The 25,616-nt window shown below is 70.8% G+C and carries 23 protein-coding genes; 10 read left to right on the plus strand and 13 right to left on the minus strand.

The window, feature by feature from the left end:
* Positions 1-61 precede the first annotated feature (61 nt).
* Together OG897_RS38330 and OG897_RS38335 are read left to right on the plus strand one after the other, a co-directional pair.
* Complete coding sequence (locus tag OG897_RS38330) at positions 62-1,078, plus strand: bifunctional lytic transglycosylase/C40 family peptidase (protein WP_323188158.1); 1,017 nt, start codon at positions 62-64, stop codon at positions 1,076-1,078.
* 312 nt (positions 1,079-1,390) lie between these two features.
* On the plus strand, positions 1,391-2,131 hold the full coding sequence (locus OG897_RS38335) for a phosphatase PAP2 family protein (protein WP_266664681.1): 741 nt from the start codon (positions 1,391-1,393) through the stop codon (positions 2,129-2,131).
* A 5-nt stretch (positions 2,132-2,136) separates the two neighbouring features.
* Here the strand turns inward: OG897_RS38335 and OG897_RS38340 are convergent, their stop codons facing one another.
* Positions 2,137-3,726 (minus strand): FAD-binding oxidoreductase, encoded by a 1,590-nt coding sequence (locus OG897_RS38340; protein WP_266664683.1) that lies wholly within the window; start codon positions 3,724-3,726, stop codon positions 2,137-2,139.
* 128 nt (positions 3,727-3,854) lie between these two features.
* Complete coding sequence (locus OG897_RS38345) at positions 3,855-4,025, minus strand: hypothetical protein (RefSeq protein WP_266664685.1); 171 nt, start codon at positions 4,023-4,025, stop codon at positions 3,855-3,857.
* 83 nt (positions 4,026-4,108) lie between these two features.
* Here OG897_RS38345 and OG897_RS38350 point away from each other — a divergent pair, with 83 nt between their 5' ends.
* Together OG897_RS38350 and OG897_RS38355 are read left to right on the plus strand one after the other, a co-directional pair.
* Positions 4,109-4,921 carry a hypothetical protein gene (locus tag OG897_RS38350; protein WP_266664687.1) on the plus strand — a complete coding sequence of 271 codons (813 nt, stop codon included), beginning with the start codon at positions 4,109-4,111 and terminating at the stop codon, positions 4,919-4,921.
* Between the two features lie 189 nt (positions 4,922-5,110).
* Positions 5,111-5,272, plus strand: a complete 162-nt coding sequence (locus OG897_RS38355) for a hypothetical protein (RefSeq protein WP_266665070.1) — start codon at positions 5,111-5,113, stop codon at positions 5,270-5,272.
* Positions 5,273-5,403: 131 nt separating this feature from the next.
* Here OG897_RS38355 and OG897_RS38360 read toward each other — a convergent pair whose 3' ends face one another.
* Positions 5,404-5,763 (minus strand): metal-sensitive transcriptional regulator, encoded by a 360-nt coding sequence (locus OG897_RS38360; RefSeq protein ID WP_266664689.1) that lies wholly within the window; start codon positions 5,761-5,763, stop codon positions 5,404-5,406.
* Between the two features lie 248 nt (positions 5,764-6,011).
* Here OG897_RS38360 and OG897_RS38365 point away from each other — a divergent pair, with 248 nt between their 5' ends.
* A complete protein-coding gene (locus OG897_RS38365; protein ID WP_266664691.1) occupies positions 6,012-6,632 on the plus strand; it encodes a DUF47 domain-containing protein in 621 nt (206 codons plus the stop codon).
* A 5-nt stretch (positions 6,633-6,637) separates the two neighbouring features.
* The gene (locus OG897_RS38370) at positions 6,638-7,636 is read left to right on the plus strand and encodes an inorganic phosphate transporter (protein ID WP_266664693.1); all 999 of its coding nucleotides are present in this window, start codon (positions 6,638-6,640) and stop codon (positions 7,634-7,636) included.
* A 344-nt stretch (positions 7,637-7,980) separates the two neighbouring features.
* Here the strand turns inward: OG897_RS38370 and pstB are convergent, their stop codons facing one another.
* The 8 genes from pstB to OG897_RS38410 form a co-directional block, all read right to left on the minus strand.
* Positions 7,981-8,757, minus strand: coding sequence for a phosphate ABC transporter ATP-binding protein PstB (gene pstB, locus OG897_RS38375; RefSeq protein WP_266664695.1), 777 nt, complete (start codon positions 8,755-8,757; stop codon positions 7,981-7,983).
* 31 nt (positions 8,758-8,788) lie between these two features.
* Complete coding sequence (gene pstA / locus OG897_RS38380; RefSeq protein ID WP_266664697.1) at positions 8,789-9,865, minus strand: phosphate ABC transporter permease PstA; 1,077 nt, start codon at positions 9,863-9,865, stop codon at positions 8,789-8,791.
* A complete protein-coding gene (gene pstC, locus OG897_RS38385) occupies positions 9,862-10,860 on the minus strand; it encodes a phosphate ABC transporter permease subunit PstC (protein WP_266664699.1) in 999 nt (332 codons plus the stop codon). The genes pstA and pstC overlap by 4 nt, the downstream gene beginning before the upstream one ends.
* Before the next feature lie 160 nt (positions 10,861-11,020).
* Positions 11,021-12,151, minus strand: a complete 1,131-nt coding sequence (pstS, locus tag OG897_RS38390; protein ID WP_266665029.1) for a phosphate ABC transporter substrate-binding protein PstS — start codon at positions 12,149-12,151, stop codon at positions 11,021-11,023.
* Positions 12,152-12,906: 755 nt separating this feature from the next.
* Positions 12,907-13,329, minus strand: coding sequence for an NUDIX hydrolase (locus tag OG897_RS38395; RefSeq protein WP_266664701.1), 423 nt, complete (start codon positions 13,327-13,329; stop codon positions 12,907-12,909).
* Positions 13,326-14,264, minus strand: coding sequence for a CHAD domain-containing protein (locus OG897_RS38400; RefSeq protein WP_266665031.1), 939 nt, complete (start codon positions 14,262-14,264; stop codon positions 13,326-13,328). The genes OG897_RS38395 and OG897_RS38400 overlap by 4 nt, the downstream gene beginning before the upstream one ends.
* Before the next feature lie 64 nt (positions 14,265-14,328).
* A complete protein-coding gene (locus OG897_RS38405) occupies positions 14,329-16,638 on the minus strand; it encodes an RNA degradosome polyphosphate kinase (RefSeq protein ID WP_266664703.1) in 2,310 nt (769 codons plus the stop codon).
* A 303-nt stretch (positions 16,639-16,941) separates the two neighbouring features.
* Complete coding sequence (locus tag OG897_RS38410; protein WP_266665033.1) at positions 16,942-17,409, minus strand: GbsR/MarR family transcriptional regulator; 468 nt, start codon at positions 17,407-17,409, stop codon at positions 16,942-16,944.
* A gap of 236 nt (positions 17,410-17,645) precedes the next feature.
* On the opposite strand from OG897_RS38410, the gene OG897_RS38415 reads away from it, so the two are divergent.
* Together OG897_RS38415 and OG897_RS38420 are read left to right on the plus strand one after the other, a co-directional pair.
* A complete protein-coding gene (locus tag OG897_RS38415) occupies positions 17,646-18,557 on the plus strand; it encodes an ABC transporter ATP-binding protein (RefSeq protein WP_266664705.1) in 912 nt (303 codons plus the stop codon).
* Positions 18,554-20,164 carry an ABC transporter permease gene (locus OG897_RS38420; protein ID WP_266664707.1) on the plus strand — a complete coding sequence of 537 codons (1,611 nt, stop codon included), beginning with the start codon at positions 18,554-18,556 and terminating at the stop codon, positions 20,162-20,164. The genes OG897_RS38415 and OG897_RS38420 overlap by 4 nt, the downstream gene beginning before the upstream one ends.
* 172 nt (positions 20,165-20,336) lie before the next feature.
* Here the strand turns inward: OG897_RS38420 and OG897_RS38425 are convergent, their stop codons facing one another.
* Positions 20,337-21,131, minus strand: coding sequence for a diacylglycerol kinase family protein (locus OG897_RS38425; RefSeq protein ID WP_266665035.1), 795 nt, complete (start codon positions 21,129-21,131; stop codon positions 20,337-20,339).
* Between the two features lie 229 nt (positions 21,132-21,360).
* Here OG897_RS38425 and OG897_RS38430 point away from each other — a divergent pair, with 229 nt between their 5' ends.
* Positions 21,361-22,644, plus strand: coding sequence for an adenylosuccinate synthase (locus tag OG897_RS38430; RefSeq protein ID WP_266664709.1), 1,284 nt, complete (start codon positions 21,361-21,363; stop codon positions 22,642-22,644).
* Positions 22,645-22,840: 196 nt separating this feature from the next.
* Positions 22,841-24,202, plus strand: a complete 1,362-nt coding sequence (locus OG897_RS38435) for a lipase family protein (protein WP_266664711.1) — start codon at positions 22,841-22,843, stop codon at positions 24,200-24,202.
* Here OG897_RS38435 and OG897_RS38440 read toward each other — a convergent pair.
* Positions 24,197-25,555 carry an MFS transporter gene (locus tag OG897_RS38440; RefSeq protein WP_266664713.1) on the minus strand — a complete coding sequence of 453 codons (1,359 nt, stop codon included), beginning with the start codon at positions 25,553-25,555 and terminating at the stop codon, positions 24,197-24,199. The genes OG897_RS38435 and OG897_RS38440 overlap by 6 nt on opposite strands.
* Positions 25,556-25,616: the final 61 nt, after the last annotated feature.

The raw sequence follows: 25,616 nt of genomic DNA on the forward strand, positions 1-25,616 counted from the left end.
TCGACACGACAGTGTGGGGAGAACCGTCGTGAACCGGGTCCCGATGGGGGAGGGTTGTCGGGTGCGCAAAGTCTGGGTGGTGAGCGGGGTCGGGGCCGGCGTGATGCTGGCCTTCGTCGTGTTGCTCGTCGTCGGTACGTTCTCCGCGGCGGCCGGGATCGCCGGGCAGGGAGGTGCCGGGGGGCGGGCCGTCGGGCTGGCGAAGGGGGCCGTGCCCGCGCTCTACCAGCCGATCGTGCAGAAGTGGGGGAATCTCTGTCCCGCCATCAACCCGGCACTGCTCGCCGCCCAGCTCTACCAGGAGAGCGGCTTCGACCCGAAGGTCGTCAGTCCGGCGAAGGCGCAGGGGATCGCGCAGTTCATCCCGGGGACGTGGGCCACGCACGGGATCGACGGGGACGGGGACGGGGACCGGGACGTGTGGGACCCGAAGGACGCGATTCCGTCGGCGGCCTCGTACGACTGTGAGTTGGCTGGATATGTGAAGAAGGCTCCGGGCGATCCGACCGACAACATGCTGGCCGCCTACAACGCGGGCGCGTACGCGGTCATCAAGTACGGCGGGGTTCCGCCGTACAAGGAGACCAAGAACTACGTCAAGATCATCCGTTCGCTCGAGCAGAGCTTCGCGCGGCCGGTGGGGCGCGTCGCACCCTCGCGGCAGGCGGCGACGGCCATCAACTACGCGCAGCAGAAGCTCGGTACGCCGTACCTGTGGGGTGGGAACGGGACGCCCGACCAGCAGGGCCGGTTCGACTGTTCGGGGCTGACGCAGGCCGCGTACCGCACGGTCGACATCGAGCTGCCGCGTGTCGCCAACGACCAGTACAACGCGGGGCCGCACCCCTCCCGGGACGAGCTGCTCCCCGGTGACCTGGTCTTCTTCTCCGACGACCTGACCAATTCGAGGAAGATCCGGCACGTGGGGATCTACGTGGGCGGCGGGTACATGATCAACGCGCCCTTCACCGGTGCCGTCATCCGCTTCGACAAGATCGACACCGACGACTACTTCGGCGCGACACGGGTGACCGCGGACGGGGCGAAGGCGCTTCCGACCGCGCGTCCGGAAGCATGACGGGTCGACAGATCTGGCCGGAACTCTCTGTGACGACTCGGTCCTGAGCTGGGACGATGAGTCTCTCTTCGATAACGTCATGGTGATCGTTCGGTGGAGAGTGGAACCCAGGCGGGGCGCCGGGCGTTCCCTGGTCGGGGACAGCGGCACTGACCACGCACTGGCCGTACGCAGAGTGGCAACACGTAAGCAAGAGGCAAGAAGCAAGCAGCGGAGAACTGTCACGGGGGTGATGGGCCCGCCCACGCACAACGGAGTGCGCGCGGCGGGAGACGTGCGACTGCGACACAGCAAGGGCAAGGGGCCGTGCAGATGGCTGGACTCTCGATGGACGGGTCGAACCTCGATGTCAGCCTGCTCTACGACATCAACGGCATCGCCGTCGACGCCCCGGGCTGGGCCGACAGGATCATGGAGTACGTCGGCGAGTACGGGATCATGCTCGGTCTCGTCCTGGTGGCCCTGTGGTGCTGGTGGCGTGGGCGCAGTCGTGGGTCGGCCGAGGACGCGGTGGCGTCGGCGGCGGCGATCGTGTGGGCGCCGTTGGCGGCGGGGATCGCCGTGCTGGTGAACATCCCGATCCGGGGGTTCGTGGAGCGTCCGCGTCCGTTCGTGGAGCACAAGGGACTTGAGGTCCTGGTCGACGGGAAGACCGACTTCTCCTTCGTGAGCGACCACTCGACGATGGCCATGGCGATCGCCATCGGTGTCTTCATGGCGAACCGGAAGCTGGGGCTGCTGAGCATCGCGCTCGCCTTCGCGGAGGGGTTCTGCCGGGTGTACATGGGGGTGCACTATCCGACCGACGTGGTGGGCGGGTTCGCGCTCGGTACGGCGGTGGCGCTGCTGCTCGCACCGCTCGCGCTGATGGTGCTGACGCCGGTCGCCGGGATCGTCTCCCGCTGGGGCGCGACGAGTTCCCTCGTACGGTCCCGGGCCGCGCGGCAGGAGGACGCCGAGCGGCGGGCCGCCGCGCTGGCCGGGCAGGCGAGGGCCGCGGCGGATGCGCGGCGGCGGGACGAGGGCGGCGGGTTCAACGGGCTTGCCGCGTAAGGGAGTCAGAGGGCCTGTGGGAAGTCGAAGAGACGGTTCGGGTCGTAGCGGGACTTGAGCTTCGTCAGGCGGTCGGTGGCGCTGCCGTAGTACGCGCGCCGCCAGTCGGGCAGGGTCGCGTCCGGGTAGTTCTGGTACGCGAAGCCCGACGCGTGGCGGCGGAGCGAGTCGTGCGTGGCTGTCAGCCACTGCTGGTGGGCGGTGCCCGGGGTGCCGGGGCGCCAGGACGCCGTGTACTGGGCGAGCATGCGCATGTTCCGGTGGACGAAGGCGGTGGCCTGGGGTGCGACCCGGTTCACCGCGCCGCCGAGCGCGGTGAGCGTGACCGTGCCGCCACCGCCGCCCTGGGCGGCCGTGATGCGGGTGAAGCGTTCGACGCCCGCGAGGAGGGTCCGTACGCCCGCCGGGTCGAGGGAACGGGCGAAGAAGTCCGAACGGGAGCCGTAGTTCTCCCGGTTGAGGACCCCGGCGGGGTCGCGGCCCGGAGTCTTGCCCGGCAGGTGGCACTGCGCCTCGGAGAGGTCGGAGCAGCCCGCGTACTGGAGCATCGCGGCGAGGTGGCTGCGACCGCGGAGGCTGGTGGAGCGGGGGCTTCCGGCTTTCGCGGTGAGGCGGTCGACGGCGTTCGCCAGGTCGGAGCGGGTGCCCAGGGAGAACAGGGCGATGTTCACGGTGGGGTTGGTGCTGCCCGCGCCCGCCGCGAAGTGGGCGGAGGACCAGATCTCGTCGGGCTGTGAGGGGCCCCACTCCTGCCAGGCGGTGAGCACGGCGGCGGCCTTCGACCACGGCCAGGTGAGGTAGCCGGTGATGCCGTCGGGCGCGGGGTGCGTACGGAATTCGAGCCGGGTGACCACGCCGAACTGGCCGTTGCCCGCGCCGCGCAGGGCCCAGAAGAGGTCGGGGTGGGTGGTGTCGGAGGTGCGCAGCGTCTTGCCGTCCGCCGTGACCAGGGTCGCGGCGGCGAGGCTGTCGCAGGTCAGGCCGTACGCACGCGAGACGACGCCGTGCCCGCCGCCGAGGGTCAGGCCCGAGATGCCGACGGTGGGGCAGGAACCGCCGGGGAGGGTGCGGCGGGCGGTGGTGATGAGGGTGCGGTAGACGTGGGCGAGCTTGGCGCCCGCGCCGATGGTGGCGGTGGTGGAGGTGGGGGTGGAGATGGCGGTGAGTTTCGAGACGTCGATGACGAGGTGGTTCGTGCCGCTGGACCAACCCGTGTACGCGTGGCCGCCGTTGCGGATCGAGACGGGAGTACCGGTCGTACGGGCGAAGGCGAGGGTCTCGCGGACGTCGGCCTCGTGCGCGACGTAGGCGACGGCGGCGGGGCGCTGGCCGTCGAACCGGGGGTTGTAGAGCTGGCGCGCGGTGGCGTAGTCGGCGTCCTGGGGGCGGACGAGGGGGCCCTGGAGCGTGCGGGCGAGGGCGGGCCAGTCGGGGGCTGCGGGCTTCTTGGTGGGGGGCTTGGGGGTGGGGTTTTCCTGCGCGGGGGACGTCGTGGCGTCCGCGCCCCTGCCCTCGCCGTCGCAGGCGGTCGTGGCGAGGGCGGCGGTGGCGGCGGTGGTGGCGAGGAGCAGGGTGCGGCGGCGGGGCTGGGGCATGGGTGCCTCCCGGGGCGGGTGGGGCGGCGGCCCGGGATGGGGGTGCGGGTGGGCGTTGCCGCGCGCCGGGCGTTTTGCCCGTTGCGGGACGGTGCTAAACGCCCGTACCGCCCGACCGGCCCTGGGGGCTAGGGGCGTTCCGCGTGGGACGCCGCGTCCGTGCGGGCCTTGTCGCGGCTGCGGCGGGCAGGGGCGCGCCAACCGCACGGGCAGTGGGCGTGGGTGAAGGAGCCGTGTTCCGTGACGGTGGGGGAGTGCGGGGTGGTGGGGGTCGGCCTGGGGGACTCGTTCTCGGGCACGGGTCCACGGTACGGCGTGACGAAGTTGCCCCGGCACTCGTTAGGCGGGACGAGCAGGGGGCTCGTACTCCGGAGGCAGACGGATGGACAGGGTGAGCGGTGGCGCGGTTGCGCTGGCCGTCGTGGTGGGGCTGGTGGGGACCACCACGGGGTGCGGCGGGAGGGGGGCCGCCGCCGAGGACCGCAAGGGCGCCGACGCCGCGACGGTCGTGCGGGGAGCCGCGGACGTGGTGCTCCGGGCGGGGAGCGCCGGAGACGTGCGGACCGGCATGGAGATGGCTGCCGGTGGGACGCGGGTGACCATCCGAGGCGAGGGCGTCTACGACTTCCGGGGGAGCCGGGGGCAGTTGAAGGTGATGCTGCCGACCGGTCCGGCCGGTACGCAGGAACACCGGCCGATCGTGGAGGTGTTCGTTCCGGGGGCGTTGTTCATGAAGAACCGGGGGGCCGGCGTGCCCGCCGAGAAGTGGGTGCGGGTCGATGTGGCGGGGCTGGGGGACGGCAACCTGGTGACGGGCGGGGCGACCGATCCGCTGGCCGCCGTCGAACTGCTGCGAGGGGCGCGGGACGTCGCGTACGTCGGGGAGGAGGCGGGCGGGGTGCGGCACTACCGGGGTACCGCCGATCTCGACGTCGCGTCGCGGGCCGCTTCTCCGCAGGTCAGAGGGGCGCTGGGGGCGGCGGCGAAAGGGTTCTCCAGGAAAGGGGTGCCGTTCGACGTGTACCTGGATGCGGTGGGGCGGGTGCGCAAAGTGCGCCACCAGTTCAGTTTCGTGAATGCGGGGAAGGCGGTGGGGGTGGCTTCCACCGTGACGTTCGACGCGTTCGGGGGGCCGGTGCGGATCGTCACGCCGCCTGCGAAGGACATCTACACCGGGAAGATCCGGCGGCAGTAGCAGGCAGGTGCAGGCGGCAGCAGGCGGGGGCGGACGTCCGCCCGGTTTCGTGGTCCGGGCGTGCCCCGGCGCATGGCGAGGGCGGGTGGGGACGAAATGGTCCGTCCGTGCCATGCGCGGTGAGTGCCGTCCTCCCTACGCTAGGAAGTCGGCCCGCGGCGGAAACGAGGTCGGGAAGAGGTGATGCAAGTGGGTTCGATGCGTGGTGCGGCCGTGCAGGACCGTGTTGCCCTCGCCGAGATCGAACTGTGCGGCGAGTTGATGATCGCGGCGTCGTCCGTGGACGGCGACCGGCTCAGCCCGGACCGTATCGACGAGGTGCTGATGCACGCGGCGAAGGAGTTCGAGTAGGGCGAGAGCTGCGAGAGCCACCAGGGCTCCGGGTGCGCGAGAGGGGGAGGCGGCCGGTGCCGCCTCCCCCTCTCGCTGCGTACGAAGACTCTCGCGTGCGTACGGGGGAGCCTGTGGTGCGCGCGGAGCAGTCAGGTCCGCAGCATGCGGGCGATCGCCTTCGTCGCTTCCTCGACCTTCTCGTCGATCTCCGCCCCGCCTTTGACGGCCGCGTCCGCGACGCAGTGCCGCAGGTGCTCCTCCAGGAGCTGGAGCGCGAAGGACTGGAGCGCCTTCGTGGAGGCCGAGACCTGGGTGAGTATGTCGATGCAGTAGACGTCCTCGTCGACGAGCCGCTGGAGGCCGCGGATCTGGCCCTCGATTCGGCGCAGGCGCTTGAGGTGCTCGTCCTTCTGCTTGTGGTAGCCGTGCGTGGTGGGGTGTGCGGCGTCAGGGGCCTGGGAGGGCGCGTCCGTCGTGGTCACGCCGGCCGCCTCTTCGGTGGTCGTCATCGCGTCCTCCTGGGAGAAGGGGGGAGGGGTGGCAGGGTTGGCATACCCCTCGTGGGTATATTCTACGGGATTTGGCAAGGGTGCTGATGGGACAGCGCACCGGCCCTGTGGGGCCTCGGCCGTGCTGCTCGGGGGCCGCTGCCCGCCACTCTGCCCGATGGGCGACACTGAGGAATGCCGGTTAGCCGTGGCCGGATGATGCGCCTAGCATCAGCCTGACCGAATCCAATGCACCCCGAGGACCCCACGTGCGCTTTCGTCTGACCCCCCGGGAGACGAGCTTCTACGACATGTTCTCCGCATCCGCGGACAACATCGTCACGGGCTCCAAGCTCCTCATGGAACTGCTCGGAGCGGACTCCTCCGCCCGAGCCGAGATCGCGGAGCGCATGCGGGCAGCGGAGCACGCGGGTGACGACGCCACTCACGCGATCTTCCACCAGCTGAACTCCTCCTTCATCACGCCCTTCGACCGCGAGGACATCTACAACCTGGCGTCGTCGCTCGACGACATCATGGATTACATGGAGGAGGCCGTCGACCTGGTCGTCCTCTACCAGGTGGAAGAGCTCCCCAAGGGCGTCGAGCAGCAGATCGAGGTGCTGGCGCGCGCGGCCGAGCTGACCGCCGAGGCGATGCCCGGTCTCCGCACGATGAGCAATCTGACGGAGTACTGGATCGAGGTCAACCGGCTGGAGAACCAGGCGGACCAGATCCACCGGAAGCTGCTCGCCCACCTCTTCAACGGCAAGTACGACGCCATGGAGGTGCTGAAGCTGAAGCAGATCGTGGATGTGCTGGAAGAGGCTGCTGACGCCTTCGAGCACGTGGCGAACACGGTGGAGACCATCGCCGTCAAGGAGTCCTGAGCTTCGTGGACACCTTTGCGCTGATCGTGACCATCGGAGTCGCGCTCGGTTTCACGTATACGAACGGTTTCCACGACTCGGCCAATGCGATCGCGACGTCGGTTTCGACGCGGGCGCTGACGCCGAGGGCGGCGCTCGCCATGGCCGCCGTCATGAACCTCGCCGGTGCCTTTCTGGGGCAGGGCGTCGCGAAGACGGTGAGCGAGGGGCTCATCGCGACTCCGCACGGGCAGAAGGGCATGGCGATTCTCTTCGCCGCGCTCGTCGGTGCGATCGTCTGGAACCTCGTCACCTGGTACTTCGGTCTGCCGTCGTCGTCCTCGCACGCGTTGTTCGGCGGCATGGTGGGTGCGGCGCTGGCCGGGGGGACGGAGGTGATCTGGGGCGGTGTGCTGTCCAAGGTCGTCATCCCGATGTTCCTGTCGCCCTTCGTCGGCCTGATCATCGGCTATCTGGTGATGGTCGCGATCATGTGGATGTTCCGGAAGGCCAACCCGCACAAGGCGAAGCGGGGATTCCGGATCGCCCAGACCGTGTCGGCCGCGGGTATGGCGCTCGGGCACGGTCTCCAGGACGCGCAGAAGACCATGGGCATCGTCGTCATGGCGCTCGTGATCGCGGATGTGGAGGGGCAGGACGATGCCATTCCGATCTGGGTCAAGATCGCGTGTGCGGTGACGCTGTCGCTCGGTACGTACGCGGGCGGGTGGCGCATCATGCGGACGCTGGGGCGGAGGATCATCGAACTGGATCCGCCGCAGGGGTTCGCGGCGGAGACGACGGCGGCGTCCGTGATGTACACGGCTTCGTTTATGTTCCACGCGCCGATCTCGACGACGCACGTGATCACTTCGGCGATCATGGGTGTCGGGTCGACCAAGGGGCCGAGGGCCGTGCGGTGGGGGGTCGCGAAGAACATCGTGATGGGGTGGTTCATCACGATGCCGGCGGCGGCGTTGGTGGCTGCGCTCAGCTTCTGGGTGGTTCAGCTCGCCTTCGGGTGATCGTTTCTTTGGTGGGGGAGGGGCTCGTGCCCGCGTCGGTTTCGGCGTTGGGGGCGGGCCCCTTCTTCGTGTCCCGCCGCGCCCGGGTGCGCCTGCGGCGGGCTGCCCCTCCCCGCCCCTTCACCCAGAGCGCTCGCCGCGCGGCTGGTTGCTGTTACCTACTGGGGCTACGCCCCTTGCTCCCTGCACGGCTTCGCCGCGCGTCCTCAAACGCCGGACGGGCTGATTTCCGGAACGTACTTCGCCCCGCCGGGATCGGAGTCCCGGCGGGGCGAAGGGGGCTCGCGGTGGCACCGCCATGCAGCACCGCGAGGTTCGAGGGGGCCCTGAGGGGCCCGGACGGGCTAGCCGAAGCGGCCGGAGATGTAGTCCTCGGTGGCCTGGACGGAGGGGTTGGAGAAGATGCGTTCCGTCTCGTCGATCTCGATGAGCTTGCCGGGCTGGCCGACCGCCGCCAGGTTGAAGAACGCGGTGCGGTCGGAGACGCGGGCGGCCTGCTGCATGTTGTGCGTCACGATCACGATCGTGAAGCGCTCCTTCAGCTCCCCGATCAGGTCCTCGATGGCGAGGGTCGAGATCGGGTCGAGCGCGGAGCACGGCTCGTCCATCAGGAGGACCTGGGGCTCGACCGCGATGGCGCGGGCGATGCACAGGCGCTGCTGCTGGCCGCCGGAGAGGCCGGAGCCCGGCTTGTTCAGGCGGTCCTTGACCTCGTTCCAGAGGTTCGCGCCCTTCAGGGACTTCTCGACGACGTCGGCCAGTTCGGCCTTCTTGTACGAGCCGTTCAGGCGCAGGCCCGCCGCCACGTTGTCGAAGATCGACATGGTGGGGAAGGGGTTCGGGCGCTGGAAGACCATGCCGACCGTGCGGCGCACGGAGACCGGGTCGACGTTGGAGGCGTACAGGTTCTCGTCGTCGAGGAGGACCTTGCCCTCGACGCGGCCACCGGGGGTGACCTCGTGCATGCGGTTGAGCGTACGGAGGAAAGTCGACTTGCCGCAGCCGGAGGGGCCGATGAAGGCCGTCACCGAGCGGGGCTCGACGGTCATCGAGATGTCGTCGATTGCCTTGTGGGTGCCGTAGAAGGCGGAGAGTCCGGAGACGTCGATGCGCTTGGCCATGATGTGGTCACTTCGCTTTCAGGGTGTCGCGTCAGCGACCGGTCTTGGGGGCCTTCCAGCGGGCGATGCCGCGGGCCACCAGGTTGAGGATCATGACGAAGGCGATGAGGACGAGCGCCGCCGCCCAGGCGCGGTCGTACGACGCGTCGCTGCCCACCCGGTACTGCTCCCAGATGTAGAAGGGGAGCGAGGACTGGGCGCCGTCGAAGGGGTTGGAGTTGATGAGCTGGGTGCCGAAGACCAGCAGCATGATCGGGGCGGTCTCACCGGCGATGCGGGCGATGGCCAGCATGACGCCGGTGGTGATGCCGCCGATGGCGGTCGGCAGGACCACCTTCAGGATCGTGCGCCACTTCGGTACGCCGAGGGCGAGGGATGCCTCGCGCAACTCGTTCGGCACCAGCTTCAGCATTTCCTCGGTGGAGCGGACGACCACCGGGACCATCAGGATCGCGAGCGCCAGGGCACCCATGAAGCCGGAGGGCTGGAGCTTGAACATCAGCATGATCGAGAGCAGGAAGAGGCCCGCCACGATCGAGGGGATGCCGGTCATCACGTCGACGAAGAAGGTCACGGCCTTGGCGAGCGCGCCCCGGCCGTACTCGACCAGGTAGACGGCCGTCAGCAGGCCGACCGGGGCGGCGAACACGGTGGCCAGGCCGACCTGCTCGATGGTGCCGATCAGTGCGTGGTAGACGCCGCCGCCCGCTTCGAAGCCGGGCACGCCCGCCATCGAGTGGGTGAGGAAGTAGCCGTCGAGGGCCTTGACGCCCCGGCCGACCGTCGTCCCCAGCAGGGAGGCCAGCGGGACGACCGCCAGGATGAAGCAGACCCACATGACGCTGGTGGCGACGCGGTCCTTGGCCTGGCGCTTGCCCTCCACGGCGGTGGAGGCCGTGTAGGTCAGCACCACGAAGAAGAGGGCGGCCAGCAGGCCCCACTGCATCTTGCTCTGCCATCCGGCGACCGTGCCGAGGCCGACGGCCAGGGCGATCGAGGCGGCGGCGAAGCCGATCGGGGACCAGCGCGGCAGGCTCTTGCCCGCCAGGGTGCTCGTACGGGGAGCGGGGGCGGGGACGGTGTCCTGGGTCATCGTTGCCTGGCTCATGCGTTGGCCCCCGAGTACTCCTTGCGGCGGGCGATGATCAGGCGCGCCGCGCCGTTGACGAGCAGGGTGAGGATGAAGAGGACGAGACCGGAGGCGATGAGCGCGTCGCGCCCGTACTCGTTGGCCTCGTCGAACTTCGCGGCGATGTTCTGCGCGAAGGTGCCGCCGCCCGCGTCCAGCAGGTGGCCGGAGAGCAGGAAGCTGGGGGACAGGACGGTGGCGACGGCCATCGTCTCGCCGAGCGCGCGGCCCAGGCCCAGCATCGAGGCGCTGATCACGCCGGAGCGGCCGAAGGGGAGCACCGACATCCGGATGACTTCCCAGCGGGTGGCGCCCAGTGCGAGGGCGGCCTCCTCGTTCATCTTCGGGACCTGGAGGAAGACCTCGCGGCTGACGCTGGTGATGATCGGCAGGATCATGATCGCGAGCAGGATGCCGACGGTGAAGAGGTTCCGGGCGGCGCCGATCTCGGTCTTCGCGAAGATGACCGTCCAGCCGAAGTAGGTGTCCAGCCAGGAGTTCAGTCCGTCGAGGTACGGGACGAGGAAGAGGGCGCCCCAGATGCCGTAGATGATCGACGGCACGGCGGCCAGCAGGTCGACCACGTAGGCGAGGGGCGAGGCCAGCTTGCGCGGCGCGTAGTGCGAGATGAACAGCGCGATGCCGACGGCGATCGGGACCGCGATCACCATGGCGATGATCGAGCTGATCACGGTGCCGTAGAGGAGTACGGCGATGCCGAAGACCGGCGGGTTCCCGGCGGGGTTCCACTCGAAGGTGGTGAGGAAGTTGCCCTCGTTGCCGGAGATGGCGATCACTGCGCGGAAGGTCAGGAAGGCGGCGATGGACGCCATGACGACCAGCAGCAGGATGCCGGAGCCGCGGGAGAGTCCGCGGAAGATCTTGTCGCCCGGACGCGTCGCGCTCTTCGCCTCGGTGGCGGGCGGCGGCGGGGGCGAGGGTGGGGAGTCTGGGGGCACGACGGTGGTGGTCATGACGGTTCTTTCCGGTCTGGGAGGGAGGGCCCGGGGGCTCTCCCGGGCGGCGGTGCACCGGATGGAGCGGATGGAACGGGTGGAGCGGGATGCCGTACGAGGTACGACGTAGGACGTCGGGGGCGGCCCGGATGTCGAGCGGGCCGCCCCCGCGGTCGTACTACTTCAGGCCGGCGACGATCTCGCGGACCTTGGCGTTGATCTCGGCCGGGATCGGCGCGTAGCCGTTCTCGGAGAGGATCTTCTGGCCCTCGTCGGAGGCGGTGTAGCCCAGGAAGGACTTCACGTTGCCGAGGGTCTCCGGCTTGTTGCCGCTGTCGCAGACGATCTCGTACGTGACCAGGACGATCGGGTAGGCACCCTCGGCCTTGGTCGCGTAGTCGAGGCTGAGCGCCAGGTCCTTGCCGGTGCCCTTGATCTTGGCGGCGGCGATGGCCTTGGAGGCGTTCTCGGCGTTGGCGGCGACCGGGGCGGAGGCGCCCGTGTTCAGCTTCGCGGTCGGGATGGACTGCGAGGTGGCGTAGCTCAGCTCGAAGTAGCCGATGGAGCCCTCGACCTGCTTGACCTGGGCGGCGACACCGGCGGAACCGTTCGCACCCTGGCCGCCCTTGGCGGGCCACGCCTTCTCGGCCTCGTACTTCCAGTCGCTCGCGGCGGCCTTGCCCAGGTACTTGCCGAGGTTCTGGGTGGTGCCGGAGTCACCGGAGCGGTGGACCGTCTGGATCGCCTTGTCGGGCAGCTTGGCGCCCGGGTTCAGCTTGACGAGGGCCGGGTCGTTCCACTTCTTGATCTTGTCGTCGAAGATCTTGGCGAGGGTCGGCGCGTCGACGACGAAGTCCTTGACCTCGGGGAGGTTGTAGCCGATGGCGATCGGGCCGCCGACCATCGGCAGGTTGACGCCCTGGCCGGAGGCGCAGACCTTCTTGGAGGCGGCGACCTCTTCCGGCTTCAGCGCGGAGTCGGAACCGGCGAAGCCGACGACGCCCTGGGTGAAGCTGGTGATGCCCTCACCGGAGGAGGAGGACTTGTAGTTGATCTCCACGCCCTCGCAGGCGGCCATGTAGTTCTTGACCCAGAGGTCCATGGCGTTCTTCTGCGCGGAGGAGCCGGCGGCGAGGAGCTTGCCCTTGGCGCCGTCGCACTTGACGTTCTTGGCGGCGGTGTTGCCACCGGTGCCGCCGGTCGTGCCGGTGTTGTTGTCCGAGCCGCACGCCGTGAGGAGCAGGGCGCCGGAGACGGCGAGGGCGCCGAATGCGGAGGCGCGGAGCCGGTTCTTGCGCGGGAGCTTCATCACTCTCTGGGTTCCTTCCGGGGGCCGCCGGGCCCTGGGGCGGACGGCGTGCGTTCTGTGGGAAACGGGGTGGGTGACGCTGATGCGGGGCTTTTCGGCCGGGTGGCCGGTGCCTTGCATGTACGAAATTAGGCAGATCAGGTGAAGCGGGCTGCGGGGGAGAGTGAACGGGGGGTGAACCGTGGCGGGCGGGGAGGTGGGCTCCGTGCTCGCTGGGGCTCGCGTGGACGTGCCCCGTTGGGGGCGCGGGGCTGTGCTCTCTGTGCGGCTCCGCCGCGCGGGGCGCTCCCGGCTCCGCTGGGGCTTGCTCGGACGTGCCCCTTTAGGGGCGCGGGGAACTGCGCGCCCAGCCCCCACGCACCCGCACGTGTGCGGGACAGCCGCGCGGCGAGCGCTTTAGGTGAAGGGGTGGGTCTGGGGCGGCCCGCCGCAGGCGCACTGGGGTGCGGCGCACCCATCGGCGGAGGTAACAGCGGGCGGCACCGGGGTGGGCCCCTTGCGAGAGGCGTGGCGGTACCGGGGCTGGGCGGGGGTGCTCCGGGGTGGGCCCGGAGCGAGGGGGGCCGCCCCCTTGCCCGCCCGTTCCGCCCCCGGGGGGCGGCCCCGCCGCCCAAGGGGGCGAGGGAGGCGGAGGCGGAGGGGGCTGGCCTCGGCGGAGCCCAAGGGGGCTGGGCGGGGTGGAGCCCGAGGGGAGGCGAGCCCCGTCGTCCAAGGGGCTGGGCGGGAGCGGAGTTCAAGAGGGTGGGGGGAGGGGGTTAGGCAGCGTGGAGGGTGGTGAGGAGGGGTGGGAGCAGGGAGCGGTCGCGGCGTTGGGTGAGGCGGTTGGCGGCGGCCACCGGGGAGAGCCAGAGGAGGCGGTCCACCTCGGCGTTGGGGGTGAAGGAGCCGTGGGTCGCCTCGGCCTCCCAGTACGAGACCTCCTTCGGCCGCCCGTTCGCGACGTACCGCACCGTGGGCAGCCGCGCCCCGGGACGGCAGTGGAACCCCGTCTCCTCCAGGACCTCCCGCAGCGCCCCGGACAGAGGGTCCTCGCCCCGCTTCAGCTTCCCCTTGGGGAAGGACCAGTCGTCGTAGCGGGGCCGGTGCACGAGGCACACCTCGATCCCCCCGTCGTACGGAGCACGCCGCCACAGCACGCACCCCGCCGCCAGCACCGTCCTGCCGGACCCGTCGCTCATCCCGGAACCACCGCCTGCCGCCACTGCCGCTGGAAGGCGAAGCGGGCCGCTTCGACCTCGTGGCGCTGTGAGGAGTGGAGTACCCCGAGTGCGTACGCCGTAGCGGGTGCGATCCGTGCCGTACGGGCGGCCGCCGCCGCGGCCGAGGCCGCTTCCGCCGCGTCGCGGTGCCGGTCCAGGGCCCGGCCCGCGTCGGCGAGGGCGCTGGTGTCGCCGCCCGTCACCTCCGCCGCGTACCGGTGCAGACGCAGCAGGAGGCGGACGTGGTGCCAGGGGGAGTCCTGGCCCTCGTGGACGGCTTGGGCGTTGTACGGGCGGCCCGCAAGACCCAGGGGCAGCGCGGCCACCGCCTCGGCCAGCCGGTGCGTGGCGCGGGCCGCGTGCTCGTACGGGTCACCGGGCACCACCGGGGCGTCCGACGCCAGCAGCGCCACCGCGTCCGCGAGTGCGTGGAAGCGGGAGGAGCCGAGGGCCTGGAGGGCCGCGGAGTGGGCGCGGGTGCGGGCCAGGGTGAGCTGACGGTCCAGGAGGGCGGCGGCCCGGGCGACGCCGAGCGCGCTCTCCCGGGAGGGCGCGCCCGCCTCCTCCCGCTGCCCCGGTACGGGACCGGTAGCCGCCCCCAGCCTCTCCATCGCCTCAAGCAACCGGCTCAGCCGCGCCGCGCACGCGTGTTCGCGCGCCAACAGCCCGCTCAGCCAGGCGAGTTCGGCCCGCAGCGGGTCGCCCCACGTCTGGTCGGTCATCGGCCGGAAGGTGTGCAGCGCGCCCCCGATCCGGCGGGCCGCCCGCCGCATGTCGAGCGTGGAGCGCGCCGCCTGCACCGGGTCGGTGGCGTCCGAGCCCTCCCGGTGCCGTCGCAGCGCCCGCAGGAACTCGGCGGCGTGCGTGTGCAGATGACCGGCGAGCAGGGCCTGGCCGTTGCCGACGCCGGTCACGTTGCCGCTCCCGTTGCCGGGGGGCGGGACGGTGAGCGAGGTGATGAGGGATGGCGTAAGGGATTCATGGTGTGGCACGTCGGCGCCTCCGGGCGTCGATCAGCATTTCCTGTACGTGGCGCAAGGGATGTCCGTCCGCGTCCGTGGCGTGACGCGTCCAGTTGCCGTCCGGGCCGAGGTGCCAGGACGAGGTGGTGTCCGACATGCCGGTCTCCAGGAGGCGGGACAGGGCGGCGCGGTGTGCCGGGTCGGTGACCCGTACCAGCGCCTCTATCCGACGGTCCAGGTTCCGGTGCATCATGTCGGCGCTGCCGAACCAGACTTCGGGCTCGCCGCCGTTGCCGAAGGAGAAGACCCGGGAGTGCTCCAGGAACCGGCCGAGTACGGACCGCACCCGGATGTTCTCGGAGAGCCCCGTCACCCCCGGCCGTACCGCGCAGATCCCGCGCACCCACACGTCGATGGGCACGCCCGCCTGCGAGGCCCGGTAGAGGGCGTCGATGATGGCCTCGTCGACCATCGAGTTGACCTTGATGCGGACGTACGCGGGGCGGCCCGCGCGGTGGTGCACGGCCTCCTGGTTGATCCGCGAGATGAGGCCGTCCCGAAGGGACTTGGGGGCGACGAGGAGGCGTCGGTAGGTCTCGCGACGCGAGTACCCCGACAGCCGGTTGAACAGGTCCGACAGATCGGCCCCGACCTGAGGATCAGTGGTCAGCAGCCCCAGGTCCTCGTACAGCCGGGCCGTCTTGGGGTGGTAGTTCCCCGTCCCGACGTGGCTGTACCGCCGCAGCGTGTCGCCCTCCTGCCGCACCACCAGCGACAGCTTGCAGTGCGTCTTCAGCCCGACGAGCCCGTACACCACGTGGCAGCCCGCCTCCTCCAGCTTGCGGGCCCACTTGATGTTGGCCTGCTCGTCGAAGCGGGCCTTGATCTCGACCAGTACGAGCACCTGCTTGCCGGACTCGGCCGCGTCGATCAGGGCGTCCACTATCGGCGAGTCGCCCGAAGTCCGGTACAGGGTCTGCTTGATGGCGAGCACGTCCGGGTCGGCGGCGGCCTGCTCCAGGAAGAGCTGCACGGAGGTCGAGAAGGAGTCGTACGGGTGATGGAGCAGTACGTCCCTCTCCCGGAGGGCGGCGAAGATGTCGGGCGCCGACGCCGACTCGACCTCGGCGAGGTCGCGGTGCGTCCCCGCGATGAAGCGCGGGTACTTCAGCTCGGGCCGGTCGAGCCCGGCGATGCGGAAGAGTCCGGTGAGGTCCAGCGGCCCCGGCAGCGGATACACCTCCGCGTCGGAGACCTTCAACTCCCGTACCAGCAGGTCGAGTACGTACGGATCGATCGACTCCTCGACCTCAAGCCGCACCGGCGGCCCGAAGCGGCGCCGCATGAGCTCCTTCTCCAGGGCCTTGAGGAGGTTCTCGGCGTCGTCCTCCTCCACCTCCAGGTCCTCGTTGCGGGTCACCCGGAACATGTGGTGCGCCAGCACCTCCATCCCCGGGAAGAGCTCCTCCAGGTGCGCCGCGATGACGTCTTCGAGGGGCACGTACCGCTCGGGGGACGCCTCCAGGAAGCGGGACAGCAGCGGCGGCACCTTCACACGGGCGAAGTGCCGGTGCCCGCTGACCGGGTTCCGTACGACGACGGCCAGATTGAGCGAGAGCCCCGAGATGTACGGGAAGGGGTGCGCGGGGTCCACGGCGAGCGGCGTCAGCACGGGGAAGATCTGATGCCGGAAGAGAGTGAAGAGGCGCGCCTGCTCCTTCTCGGTCAGGTCCGGCCAGCGGATCAGGTGCACTCCCTCGTCGGCGAGGGCCGGGGAGATGTCCTGCTGGAAACAGGCGGCGTGCCGGGCCATGAGCTCCCGCGACCGCGTCCAGATCAGGTCCAGCACCTCGCGGGGCTGGAGTCCGGAGGCGGAACGGGTGGCGACCCCGGTCGCGATGCGCCGCTTCAGCCCGGCCACCCGCACCATGAAGAACTCGTCGAGGTTGCTCGCGAAGATGGCCAGGAAATTAGCCCGTTCGAGGAGCGGGGTGGCCGGGTCCTCGGCCAGCTCCAGCACCCGCTCGTTGAAGGCGAGCCAGCTGCGCTCCCGGTCCAGGAAGCGCCCCTGGGGCAGGGGGACCCGGGTGCCGTCGCCGTCCTCCTCCTCGCTCTCCTCGTACATGTCGAGGTCCGAGTCCAGGTCCGGATCGAGCCGGGCCGTCGAGGGGGCCTGGGCTGCGGCGAGGGTGTGCGGCCGGTGCGCGGCGATGGACCCCACGGAGGGCTGCGCGTGCTGGACGGGAAGGTCGGCGCTCGCGCCCTTGCTCGCGGAGCTCGCGTTCCGGTCGCTCTTGTTCGCGCTGGTGCTGGGCTGCTGGCTCATGGCCCCATTCTTCCGCGCGGGGCCCTCGGCGGGCGCGCCGAAATAGAGGGCGGCGGGCGGAGAGTGCACGGGGGGTCGCATTGAGCGAGGGTCGCAAGGGTGTCTGAATCGCGGGTTACGGGGAGGTGGCCTCCGGGAGCCAACCCCGTATCCCCTGCGGTCCGGGGCGGGGCCCGGTGGGTGCGGCCCACGGCTGGTTGCTGTTACCGCCCGGGGCTACGCCCCTCGCCCCCTGCACGGCTACGCCCCTCGCCCCCTGCACGGCTTCAACCCTCGCCCCCTGCACGGCTTCGCCGCGCGTCCTCAACCGCCCCCAAGCCCTCGGCTTCGCTCGGGCAGGGGGGACCCCCCCGACGGGCTGGAATTGCCCCGCTGGGCCCGCCACCGTTCCATCATCAGGGGGATCTCCTTCTGGACGAACGCGAAGAAGTCCGCCGACTCGGCGATGCGGCGGCCCGCCGGGCTGTCCGGGCCCAGGAGTTCGGCGCCCTCCAGGAGGGCCTTCTCCCAGCGGACCAGGATCTGGTCGCGGCGGCCGAACGCCTCGTACCAGAGCTGGTCGTGGAGGAGGTAGCGGTCGCGGCGGGTGCCCGGTTCGCGTTCGCGGCGGACCATGCTCACCTGGGTGAGGTAGCGGATCGCGCCCGACACCGCCGCCGGGCTGATCCGGAGCTGTTCGGAGAGTTCGGTGGAGGTCATCGAGCCGGTGTCGGAGGCGAGCAGCGCGGCGAACACGCGGGAGGCCATGCGCTGCATGCCCGCGTCGGTCATCTCGCCCGCGAAGCGCTCGACGAAGCGGGACACGGCGGCGTCGTGGTCGGTGGTGGTGGCCCTGCCGTTCTCGCTGGCCCGGCCGCTCGGGCTGTCTTGGCCGCTCTGGCTCTTCTCGGCGTTCACGCTGGTCATCGCCCCATCTTCTCCCTCGTCCGAAGCCCCCCGGCCATGCCCGGGAGTTTATACGGTTCCTTAACTTCACAAATTTGTGAAGCGAGCGTACGTTCAGAAACATGACGAACTCCATCAGCGTCGTCGGACTGCACAAGTCGTTCGGCCGCACGCACGCATTGGACGGACTGGACCTCGACGTCCGCTCCGGCGAGGTTCACGGCTTCCTCGGGCCGAACGGTTCGGGCAAGTCCACCACCATCCGCGTCCTGCTCGGCCTCCTGCGCGCCGACTCGGGTGCGGCCCGGCTGCTCGGCGGCGACCCCTGGCAGGACGCGGTCGCCCTGCACCGGCGGATCGCGTACGTCCCCGGCGACGTCACGCTGTGGCGGAACCTGTCGGGAGGAGAAGTCATCGATCTGTACGGCACGTTGAGGGGCGGTCTCGATCCGGCGCGGCGTGCGGAGCTGATCGGGCGCTTCGAGCTCGACCCGACGAAGAAGGGCCGTACGTACTCGAAGGGGAACCGGCAGAAGGTCGCTCTGGTCGCGGCGTTCGCGGCCCGGGACGTGGACCTGCTGATCCTGGACGAGCCGACCAGTGGGCTCGACCCGCTGATGGAGTCGGTCTTCCAGCGCTGCGTGGAGGAGGCGCGCGACGCCGGGCAGACCGTACTGCTCTCGTCGCACATCCTCAGCGAGGTCGAGACCCTCTGCGACCGGGTCAGCATCATCCGGCAGGGGCGCACCGTGGAGACCGGCTCGCTCGCCGAACTCCGCCACCTCACCCGCACCTCCATCACCGCCGAACTGGCCTCCGCGCCGAACGGCATCACCGCCCTCCCCGGCGTCCACGACGTCGACGTGCAGGGCAACCGGGTCCGCCTCCAGGTCGACACCGACAAGCTGGACGCCGTACTCGGCGCGCTCACCGCGTCCGGCGTGCGCTCGCTGACGAGTACGCCGCCGACGCTGGAGGAGCTGTTCATGCGCCACTACAGCGACGAGAGCGCGGAGGGGGTGCTCGTACGATGAACGCCGTCGCTGCGCTCCCCGCTCCCTCGAAGGGGCGTCAACTGGCCGCCACCTCCGCTCTGTTGAGGCTGGCGCTGCGCCGGGACCGGGTCATGATGCCGGTGTGGGTGCTGGTGCTCGGACTGACGATGAGCAGTGGCGCGGGCACGATCGAGGGGCTGTACGGCTCGCCCGCCGCGCGCGCTCAGGTCGCCGGGTCGATGGCCGGGAGCGGCTCGCTGCGGGCGCTGTACGGGCCGGTCTTCGACACCTCGGTCGGCGGGCTCGTCGCCTGGCGGCTGGGCGGGTTCGTGGCGCTGATGGCGGGCGCGATGAGCCTGATCATCGTCGTACGGCACACCAGGGAGGAAGAGGAGACCGGGCGGCAGGAGATGCTGTCGTCCGCCGTGGTGGGGCGGCGGGCCCCGCTGGCGGCGGCGCTGCTCGCCGCCCTGATCGCCAACGCGGCCCTCGCGCTGTTCACCTTCGGCGGGCTCGCGTCGGCCACCGGCGACTCCGCCGGGGCGCTCGCGCTCGGCCTCGCCATCGGGGCGACGGGGATGTTCTTCGCCGGACTCGCTGCGGTCACCGCCCAGTTGAGCGAGAGCGCGCGGCTGGCGAAGGGGCTGGCGGTGGCGGGGCTGGGCGCGGCCTTCGTGCTGCGGGCGGCGGGGGACGTGGCGACGCCCGACGCCTCGTCGCCGCTCAACTGGATCTCGCCGCTGGGCTGGACGGAGAACGTCCGCCCGTACGCGGAGGAGCGTTGGTGGGTGCTGTCGCTGCTGGTCGCGGGGGCGGTGGCACTCGTACGGGCGGCGCAGGTGCTGGCGGGGCGGCGGGACGTGGGCATGAGCTTCCTGCCCGCCAGGCCGGGGCCGGCCGCCGGGCGGCTGTCGTCGGCGTACGGGCTGGCGGTGCGGCTCCAGCGGGGGAGTGTGGCCGCGTGGGCGGCCGGATTCCTGGTCTGCGGCCTTCTCTTCGGCGGTATGGCGGACGGGGTGACGGACCTCGTCGGGGGCAACGCCCAGACCGCTGAGATCTTCCAGCGGATGGGCGGCCGGCAGGAGTTGAGCGAGGCGTTCCTCGCGGCGATGGTCGGCATGCTGGGGATGGTGGCGGCCCTGTACGTCGTCGGGTCCGTGCTGCGACTGCACGGCGAGGAGACCTCGGGGCGGGCCGAGCCGGTGCTGGCGGGGGCGGTGGGGCGGCTCCGGTGGGCGGCGGGGCACCTGGTGATCGCCTTCGGCGGGGCGGTGATCGTGCTGCTGGCCGGAGGGCTGGGGCTGGCGCTCGGGTACGGCAAGGACTTCGGTCCTGTGCTGGGCGCGAGCCTGGTGCAGGTGCCTGCGGTGTGGGCGCTGGGCGGGGTGGCGGTCCTGCTGTACGGCTTCGCGCCCTCGGTGGCGCAGGCCGCGTGGGGGCTGACGGGGTTGTGCCTGGCGGTGGGGTGGATCGGGCCGGTCGTCGGCGCGCCGGACGCGGTGCTGCGGGTGTCGCCGTTCGGGCACCTGCCGAAGGTGCCGGGGGCGGGGATGGAGTGGGGTCCGGTGCTCGTGCTGATGGGGGTCGGGGTTGTGCTGGTGGGGGCGGGTTTGGTGGGGCTGAGGCGGAGGGACGTGGGGGCGTGACCTGAGGGTGCGGGCAATCAGCCTGTCCGGCGTTTGAGGACGCGCGGCGGAGCCGTGCAGGGGGCGAGGGGCGTAGCCCCATCCGTGACAGCAAGTCCCGTCAGGGTTTCGGTGAAGGGGCGGGGAGGGGCAGCCCGCCGCAGGCGCAACCGGGTGCGGGCCGCCCCGAAGGTCAGCCCGCCGCCTCCGGGGGGACCACCAAGCCCCACGCCCCCTCCTTCACCGTCCACGTCCGCGTCCGTACCGGGCCCCCGACGACCCCGTCCGCCCGGTAGCGGAAGTCGGGGCCCGACACCGTGACCGTCTGGGCGGCACGGGCGCTCGCGCAGTCGGCCCCGGCGACCTCCACCTCGACCGTCCCCCCGCCCCGGGAACGTACCGAAACCCCCTCCACCGCCGCGTCCAGATCGCTCAGCAGCACCCCGTCCGCCTCCACCCGCAGCCGGTACGTCACCACCCGCTGCGGCGGCGCGGGCCGCACCAGGGTCCGCACCAGCGTCCGGCACGCCGTCCACACCGACGGCGGACCCCCGGCAGCCGCCCCCGGCCCGGACGGCCCCAGCGCGGGCACCCGCAGGCCCCCGATGACCACCCCGTCGCTGTCGTCTACCAGCAGGTCGAGCCGTCGGGACGCGCCCTCCAGGACCGCCCGCGCCGCCGCGACCGTGCCCGTGGGCACGCCGAGCGAGCGGGCCAGGGCGACCCGGTCGCCCACCGGAATCATCCCCAGCGGCCCGCCCTCCGCCAGCTCCCTCTCCCGGTGGAGGAGGCCCACCGTCCGCAGCAGCGTCCGGTCGTCGCCGATCACCACCGGCCGCCTTCGGCCCCGGCGGGCCAGTGCCCGCGCGAACTCCTCCCCCGTCTCCGGAAGAGAGATTTTCGTCCGTGCCCCGGCACACAGCACGTCTTTCGCGATGCGCACGGACTCGCCGTCCATACGCCGGGCGACCGGGTCGATGACCACCATGAGCTGGTCGGGAGCCGACACCTCGGTCCTTCCTCGGGTAGCATCTTTGTGCAAGAGCCCCTTGCGCTATTGCGCCAGGGGCTTCGTCTATTCCGGGGCAGCTCGTTCAGCGGTCAAGGCACGCGACGGACGTCAGGAGACGTTCCGTACGCCGACACTGTCGTCGTCGTACACCATCGCGTACACCCCTTGACCTTGGACATGCCCCGCCCGGAAGGGGTGTACGCCTGTGCCCGCACTTGTGCTGCTCGGTGCTCAGTGGGGTGACGAAGGCAAGGGAAAGGCCACCGACCTGCTCGGTGGATCCGTTGACTATGTAGTGCGCTACCAGGGCGGCAACAACGCCGGCCACACGGTCGTCGTCGGCGACCAGAAGTACGCGCTGCATCTTCTCCCTTCCGGAATCCTCTCGCCTGAGTGCACGCCGGTCATCGGAAACGGTGTCGTCGTCGATCCCGCCGTCCTGCTCTCCGAGCTGAGTGGGCTGAACGACCGCGGAGTCGACACGTCCAAGCTTCTGATCAGCGGCAACGCTCACCTGATCACGCCGTACAACGTCACCGTCGACAAGGTGACGGAACGGTTCCTCGGCAAGCGGAAGATCGGTACGACCGGCCGGGGCATCGGCCCGACGTACGCCGACAAGATCAACCGCGTCGGCATCCGCGTCCAGGACCTCTACGACGAGTCGATCCTCACCCAGAAGGTCGAAGCGGCGCTGGAGACCAAGAACCAGCTCCTCACCAAGCTCTACAACCGCCGCGCCATCGAGGCCGGGAAGATCGTCGAGGAGATGCTCCAGTACGCGGAGCAGATCAAGCCGTTCGTCACGGACACCACCCTCGTCCTGAACAAGGCGCTCGACGACGACAAGGTGGTCCTCTTCGAGGGCGGCCAGGGCACCCTGCTCGACGTCGACCACGGCACGTACCCCTTCGTCACCTCCTCGAACCCGACCGCGGGCGGCGCCTGCACGGGTGCGGGCGTGGGCCCGACGAAGATCAGCCGCGTCATCGGCATCCTGAAGGCGTACACCACGCGTGTCGGCGCGGGCCCGTTCCCGACCGAGCTGTTCGACGCGGACGGCGAGGCGCTGCGCCGCATCGGTGGCGAGCGCGGTGTCACCACCGGCCGTGACCGCCGCTGCGGCTGGTTCGACGCCCCGATCGCCCGTTACGCCACCCGCGTGAACGGCCTGACGGACTTCTTCCTGACGAAGCTCGACGTGCTGACCGGCTGGGAGGAGATCCCCGTCTGCGTCGCGTACGAGATCGACGGCAAGCGCGTCGAGGAGCTCCCGTACTCGCAGACCGACTTCCACCACGCGAAGCCGATCTACGAAAAGCTCCCCGGCTGGTCCGAGGACATCACCAAGGCGCAGACCTTCTCCGACCTGCCGAAGAACGCGCAGCGTTACGTGAAGGCGCTGGAGGAGATGTCCGGCGCGCCGATCTCCGCGATCGGCGTCGGCCCCGGCCGCACCGAGACGATCGAGATCAACTCCTTCATCTAGGGGTCGAGCGGTACGAGAAGGGGCGTTCGGACCTCGGTCCGGACGCCCCTTTTGCATGCCCGGACACTTCCGTCCTTGTGAGAACTCTGGTCAACAGGCGTACCACTTGGTAACTTGCGGCGCTGTTACCGCTAGGTAACACCCCTGGACACCCCCACGCCATCCCCGTGTTCCATGAGACGAATCCGAGGGAACCATGCACCGCACCGCACCGGGCAAGCTGGCCGCCGCCGTCCTCACCGTCCTGGCCGTCACCGCCGTCCCCATGACCGCCACCGCGTCGGCCGCCCCCAACTCCGCCGCCCCGCAGGCTGCTTCCTCCTCTTCCGCCGCCGCGGATCCCTTCTACGCGTACGACGGCGAGAAGCCGCTCGCCTCGTACGCGCCGGGTGACGTGCTGAAGACGCGGACGCTGAAGTACCACGTCTTCGGCATCGCGACGCCGGTCAAGGCGACCCAGCTGCTCTTCCGTACGGTCGACGCCCAGGGGCGGCCGTCCGCCGGGGTGACCTCGGTGGTGCGCAGCCCGAACGGCGACACCACCAAGGCGGTGTCGTACCAGTCCTTCTACGACTCCCTCGACCCCGAGCACGGCCCCTCCCGCGCCATCGCCGGTGACGTCTCCCTCGGCGGAGCCATCGCCAACGGCGAGTCGCTCCTCATGGCTCCGCTGCTGCTGGCGGGCTACAACGTCGTCATCCCGGACACCGAGGGCCAGACCGCCGACTTCGCGGCCGGACCGGAGTACGGGACGAACACCCTCGACTCGATCCGGGCCGCGAGCAGGGCCCCGGAGACCGGGCTGAACTCCGCCACCCGGTTCGGGCTCGCCGGGTACTCGGGCGGGGCCATCGCCACCCACTGGGCCGCCGTCCTCGCGCCGACCTACGCACCGGACGTCAACAGGAGACTGGTCGGGTACGCCGAGGGCGGGCTCCTGGTGAACCCCTCCCACAACCTCAAGTACATCGGCGGCAGCGCGATCTGGGCGGGCGTCGCACCGATGGCCGTGATCGGGGCGGCCCGCGCGTACGACATCGACTTCACCCCGTACCTGAACAGCTACGGCCTCCAGGTCTTCAAGAAGCTCGAGAAGGCGTCGATCGCCAACGCGCTGGGCCAGTACCCCGGGCTGACCTGGCAGAAGATGGTCAAGCCGCAGTACGAGAACCCCAACTCGGTGGCCCCCTTCCTGGAGGCCGTGAACAAGCTCAACCTCGGCTCGGCCGCGACCCCGCAGATCCCCGGCTACATCGCCCAGGGCAACGGGGGCGTCTTCGAGGGCACCCTCAGCAACCACCCGGGCATCGGGCGGGGCGACGGCGTCATGGTCTCCGGCGACGTGCGGGCGCTGGCGCGGCAGTACTGCGCCAAGGGCGATGTGGCGGTCAAGTACCAGCAGTTCGAGCTGCTGAGCCACCTCGGGGCCGCCGTGCCGTGGGCGCCCACCGCCCTGGGCTGGCTGAACGACCGCTTCGCGGGCAAGAAGGCCCCGTCGGACTGCGGCCGCATCCCGGCGGGCAACTCGCTGGACCCCGAGGTCCCGACGGGGTCATGAGGCGACCCGGGGGCCGGGTCCCGCATCGGGTGCGCCCGGCACGGGGCCCCGGCCCGCCCTCGTCCCCGCCCCCGCCCCGGCCTCCGTCCCGGCTCCGGCCCCGGCCGGTGTCCGCGACGTGCCGTCCGGCCCCGCGTGGATCTCCTCGGGCAGGTCGCGCAGTGACCTGAGGGGGGAGAGCACCGCCGGGACCCAGACGATCGCGAGGAAGCCCGCGCCGACCCACATCGCCGCCCGCGCCCCGGCGAGCTCGCCGATGAGGCCGGCCGCCGCCGACCCGAGGGCCAGGGCACCCATGAGCATGAACCGGAAGGTGGCGTTCATCCGGCCGAGGAGGTGTTCGGGGGTCAGCCGCTGGCGCAGGCTCACCCCGAGCACGTTGTCGAGGCCGACCTTGACGCAGGTCAGCACCCAGCCGATGCCCGCGATCCACAGCCACGGCCCCCGGTCGAGAAGCGGGACGAGCAGTCCGGCCGGGGCGACGACCAGTCCGGCGGCACCCAGGGTGCGGCCGATGCCGAACCGGCGCGACACCGGCCGGGCCAGCCGGGAACCCACGAAGATCCCGACGCCGCCGGCGGCCCAGTACAGCCCCAACGCGGACGCGGTCAGGCCGAGCTCGTCGACGAAGATCACCGGGAGCACGGTATTGATCATCTGGTTCCCGAAGTTGATGAACGTTCCGCCCAGGACCAGGGGCCGCAGCCCCGGCGTCCCGAGGACATGGCGCAGGCCCTCGCAGACCCTCGGCCGGGTCTGCCCGCGCTTCGGCGGGGCGTCGGACATCCGGGTCCCGCGCAGGAACAGGGCCGACGCCAGATGGCTGACGGCGTTGACCGCGACGGCGACGGGCGCCCCGGCGAGCTGGACCAGCCCGCCGCCCACAGCTCGGCCGCCCGCATTGCCCGCCGCCTGGAGACTCGTCATCGCGGCGTTGGCGTCGAGCAGTCCTTCGCGGCCCACCACGCGCGGCAGGACGCTCTGTGAGGCGACGTCGAAGAACACGGTGGCGCAGCCGTTGACCAGGACGACGGCGTACAACTGCCACAGCGTCAGCAGGTCCGCCGCCCAGGCGAGGGGAACCGTCAGAAGCGTCCCGGCCCGTACGAGATCCGCCGTGACCATCAGGCTGCGGTGGCGCAGCCGGTCGACCCACGCCCCGGCGGGCAGACCTATCAGCAGGAAGGCCACCGTACTGAGGGTGGCCAGTACACCGGCCTGTCCTGGTCCGGCGTCGAGTGCGACGACCGCGACAAGAGGGATCGCGACGTAGCCGACCTGGGTGCCGGTCTGGCTGATCGCAGCCGCGGCGAAGAGTCTGCGGAAGTCGGGGTTCCGCCAAGGGGAGTGCATGGGCGCGACTCTGCCGGTCGGAGGCCCGGCTCCCGAATGTTTTAGCCTGGGCTGAATCCAC

Origin of the sequence: Streptomyces sp. NBC_00237 (genome assembly GCF_026342435.1) — a bacterium.
Classification (GTDB): Bacteria; Actinomycetota; Actinomycetes; order Streptomycetales; family Streptomycetaceae; genus Streptomyces.

Coding starts and splice junctions, on each gene's coding strand:
- OG897_RS38335 (WP_266664681.1), top strand. CDS start 1,391: ATGGCTGGACTCTCGATGGACGGGTCGAACCTCGATGTCAGCCTGCTC.
- OG897_RS38340 (WP_266664683.1), bottom strand. CDS start 3,726: ATGCCCCAGCCCCGCCGCCGCACCCTGCTCCTCGCCACCACCGCCGCC.
- OG897_RS38350 (WP_266664687.1), top strand. CDS start 4,109: ATGGACAGGGTGAGCGGTGGCGCGGTTGCGCTGGCCGTCGTGGTGGGG.
- OG897_RS38360 (WP_266664689.1), bottom strand. CDS start 5,763: ATGACGACCACCGAAGAGGCGGCCGGCGTGACCACGACGGACGCGCCC.
- pstB (WP_266664695.1), bottom strand. CDS start 8,757: ATGGCCAAGCGCATCGACGTCTCCGGACTCTCCGCCTTCTACGGCACC.
- pstA (WP_266664697.1), bottom strand. CDS start 9,865: ATGAGCCAGGCAACGATGACCCAGGACACCGTCCCCGCCCCCGCTCCC.
- pstC (WP_266664699.1), bottom strand. CDS start 10,860: ATGACCACCACCGTCGTGCCCCCAGACTCCCCACCCTCGCCCCCGCCG.
- pstS (WP_266665029.1), bottom strand. CDS start 12,151: ATGAAGCTCCCGCGCAAGAACCGGCTCCGCGCCTCCGCATTCGGCGCC.
- OG897_RS38395 (WP_266664701.1), bottom strand. CDS start 13,329: ATGAGCGACGGGTCCGGCAGGACGGTGCTGGCGGCGGGGTGCGTGCTG.
- OG897_RS38405 (WP_266664703.1), bottom strand. CDS start 16,638: ATGAGCCAGCAGCCCAGCACCAGCGCGAACAAGAGCGACCGGAACGCG.
- OG897_RS38410 (WP_266665033.1), bottom strand. CDS start 17,409: ATGACCGACGCGGGCATGCAGCGCATGGCCTCCCGCGTGTTCGCCGCG.
- OG897_RS38415 (WP_266664705.1), top strand. CDS start 17,646: ATGACGAACTCCATCAGCGTCGTCGGACTGCACAAGTCGTTCGGCCGC.
- OG897_RS38420 (WP_266664707.1), top strand. CDS start 18,554: ATGAACGCCGTCGCTGCGCTCCCCGCTCCCTCGAAGGGGCGTCAACTG.
- OG897_RS38425 (WP_266665035.1), bottom strand. CDS start 21,131: ATGGTGGTCATCGACCCGGTCGCCCGGCGTATGGACGGCGAGTCCGTG.
- OG897_RS38435 (WP_266664711.1), top strand. CDS start 22,841: ATGCACCGCACCGCACCGGGCAAGCTGGCCGCCGCCGTCCTCACCGTC.
- OG897_RS38440 (WP_266664713.1), bottom strand. CDS start 25,555: ATGCACTCCCCTTGGCGGAACCCCGACTTCCGCAGACTCTTCGCCGCG.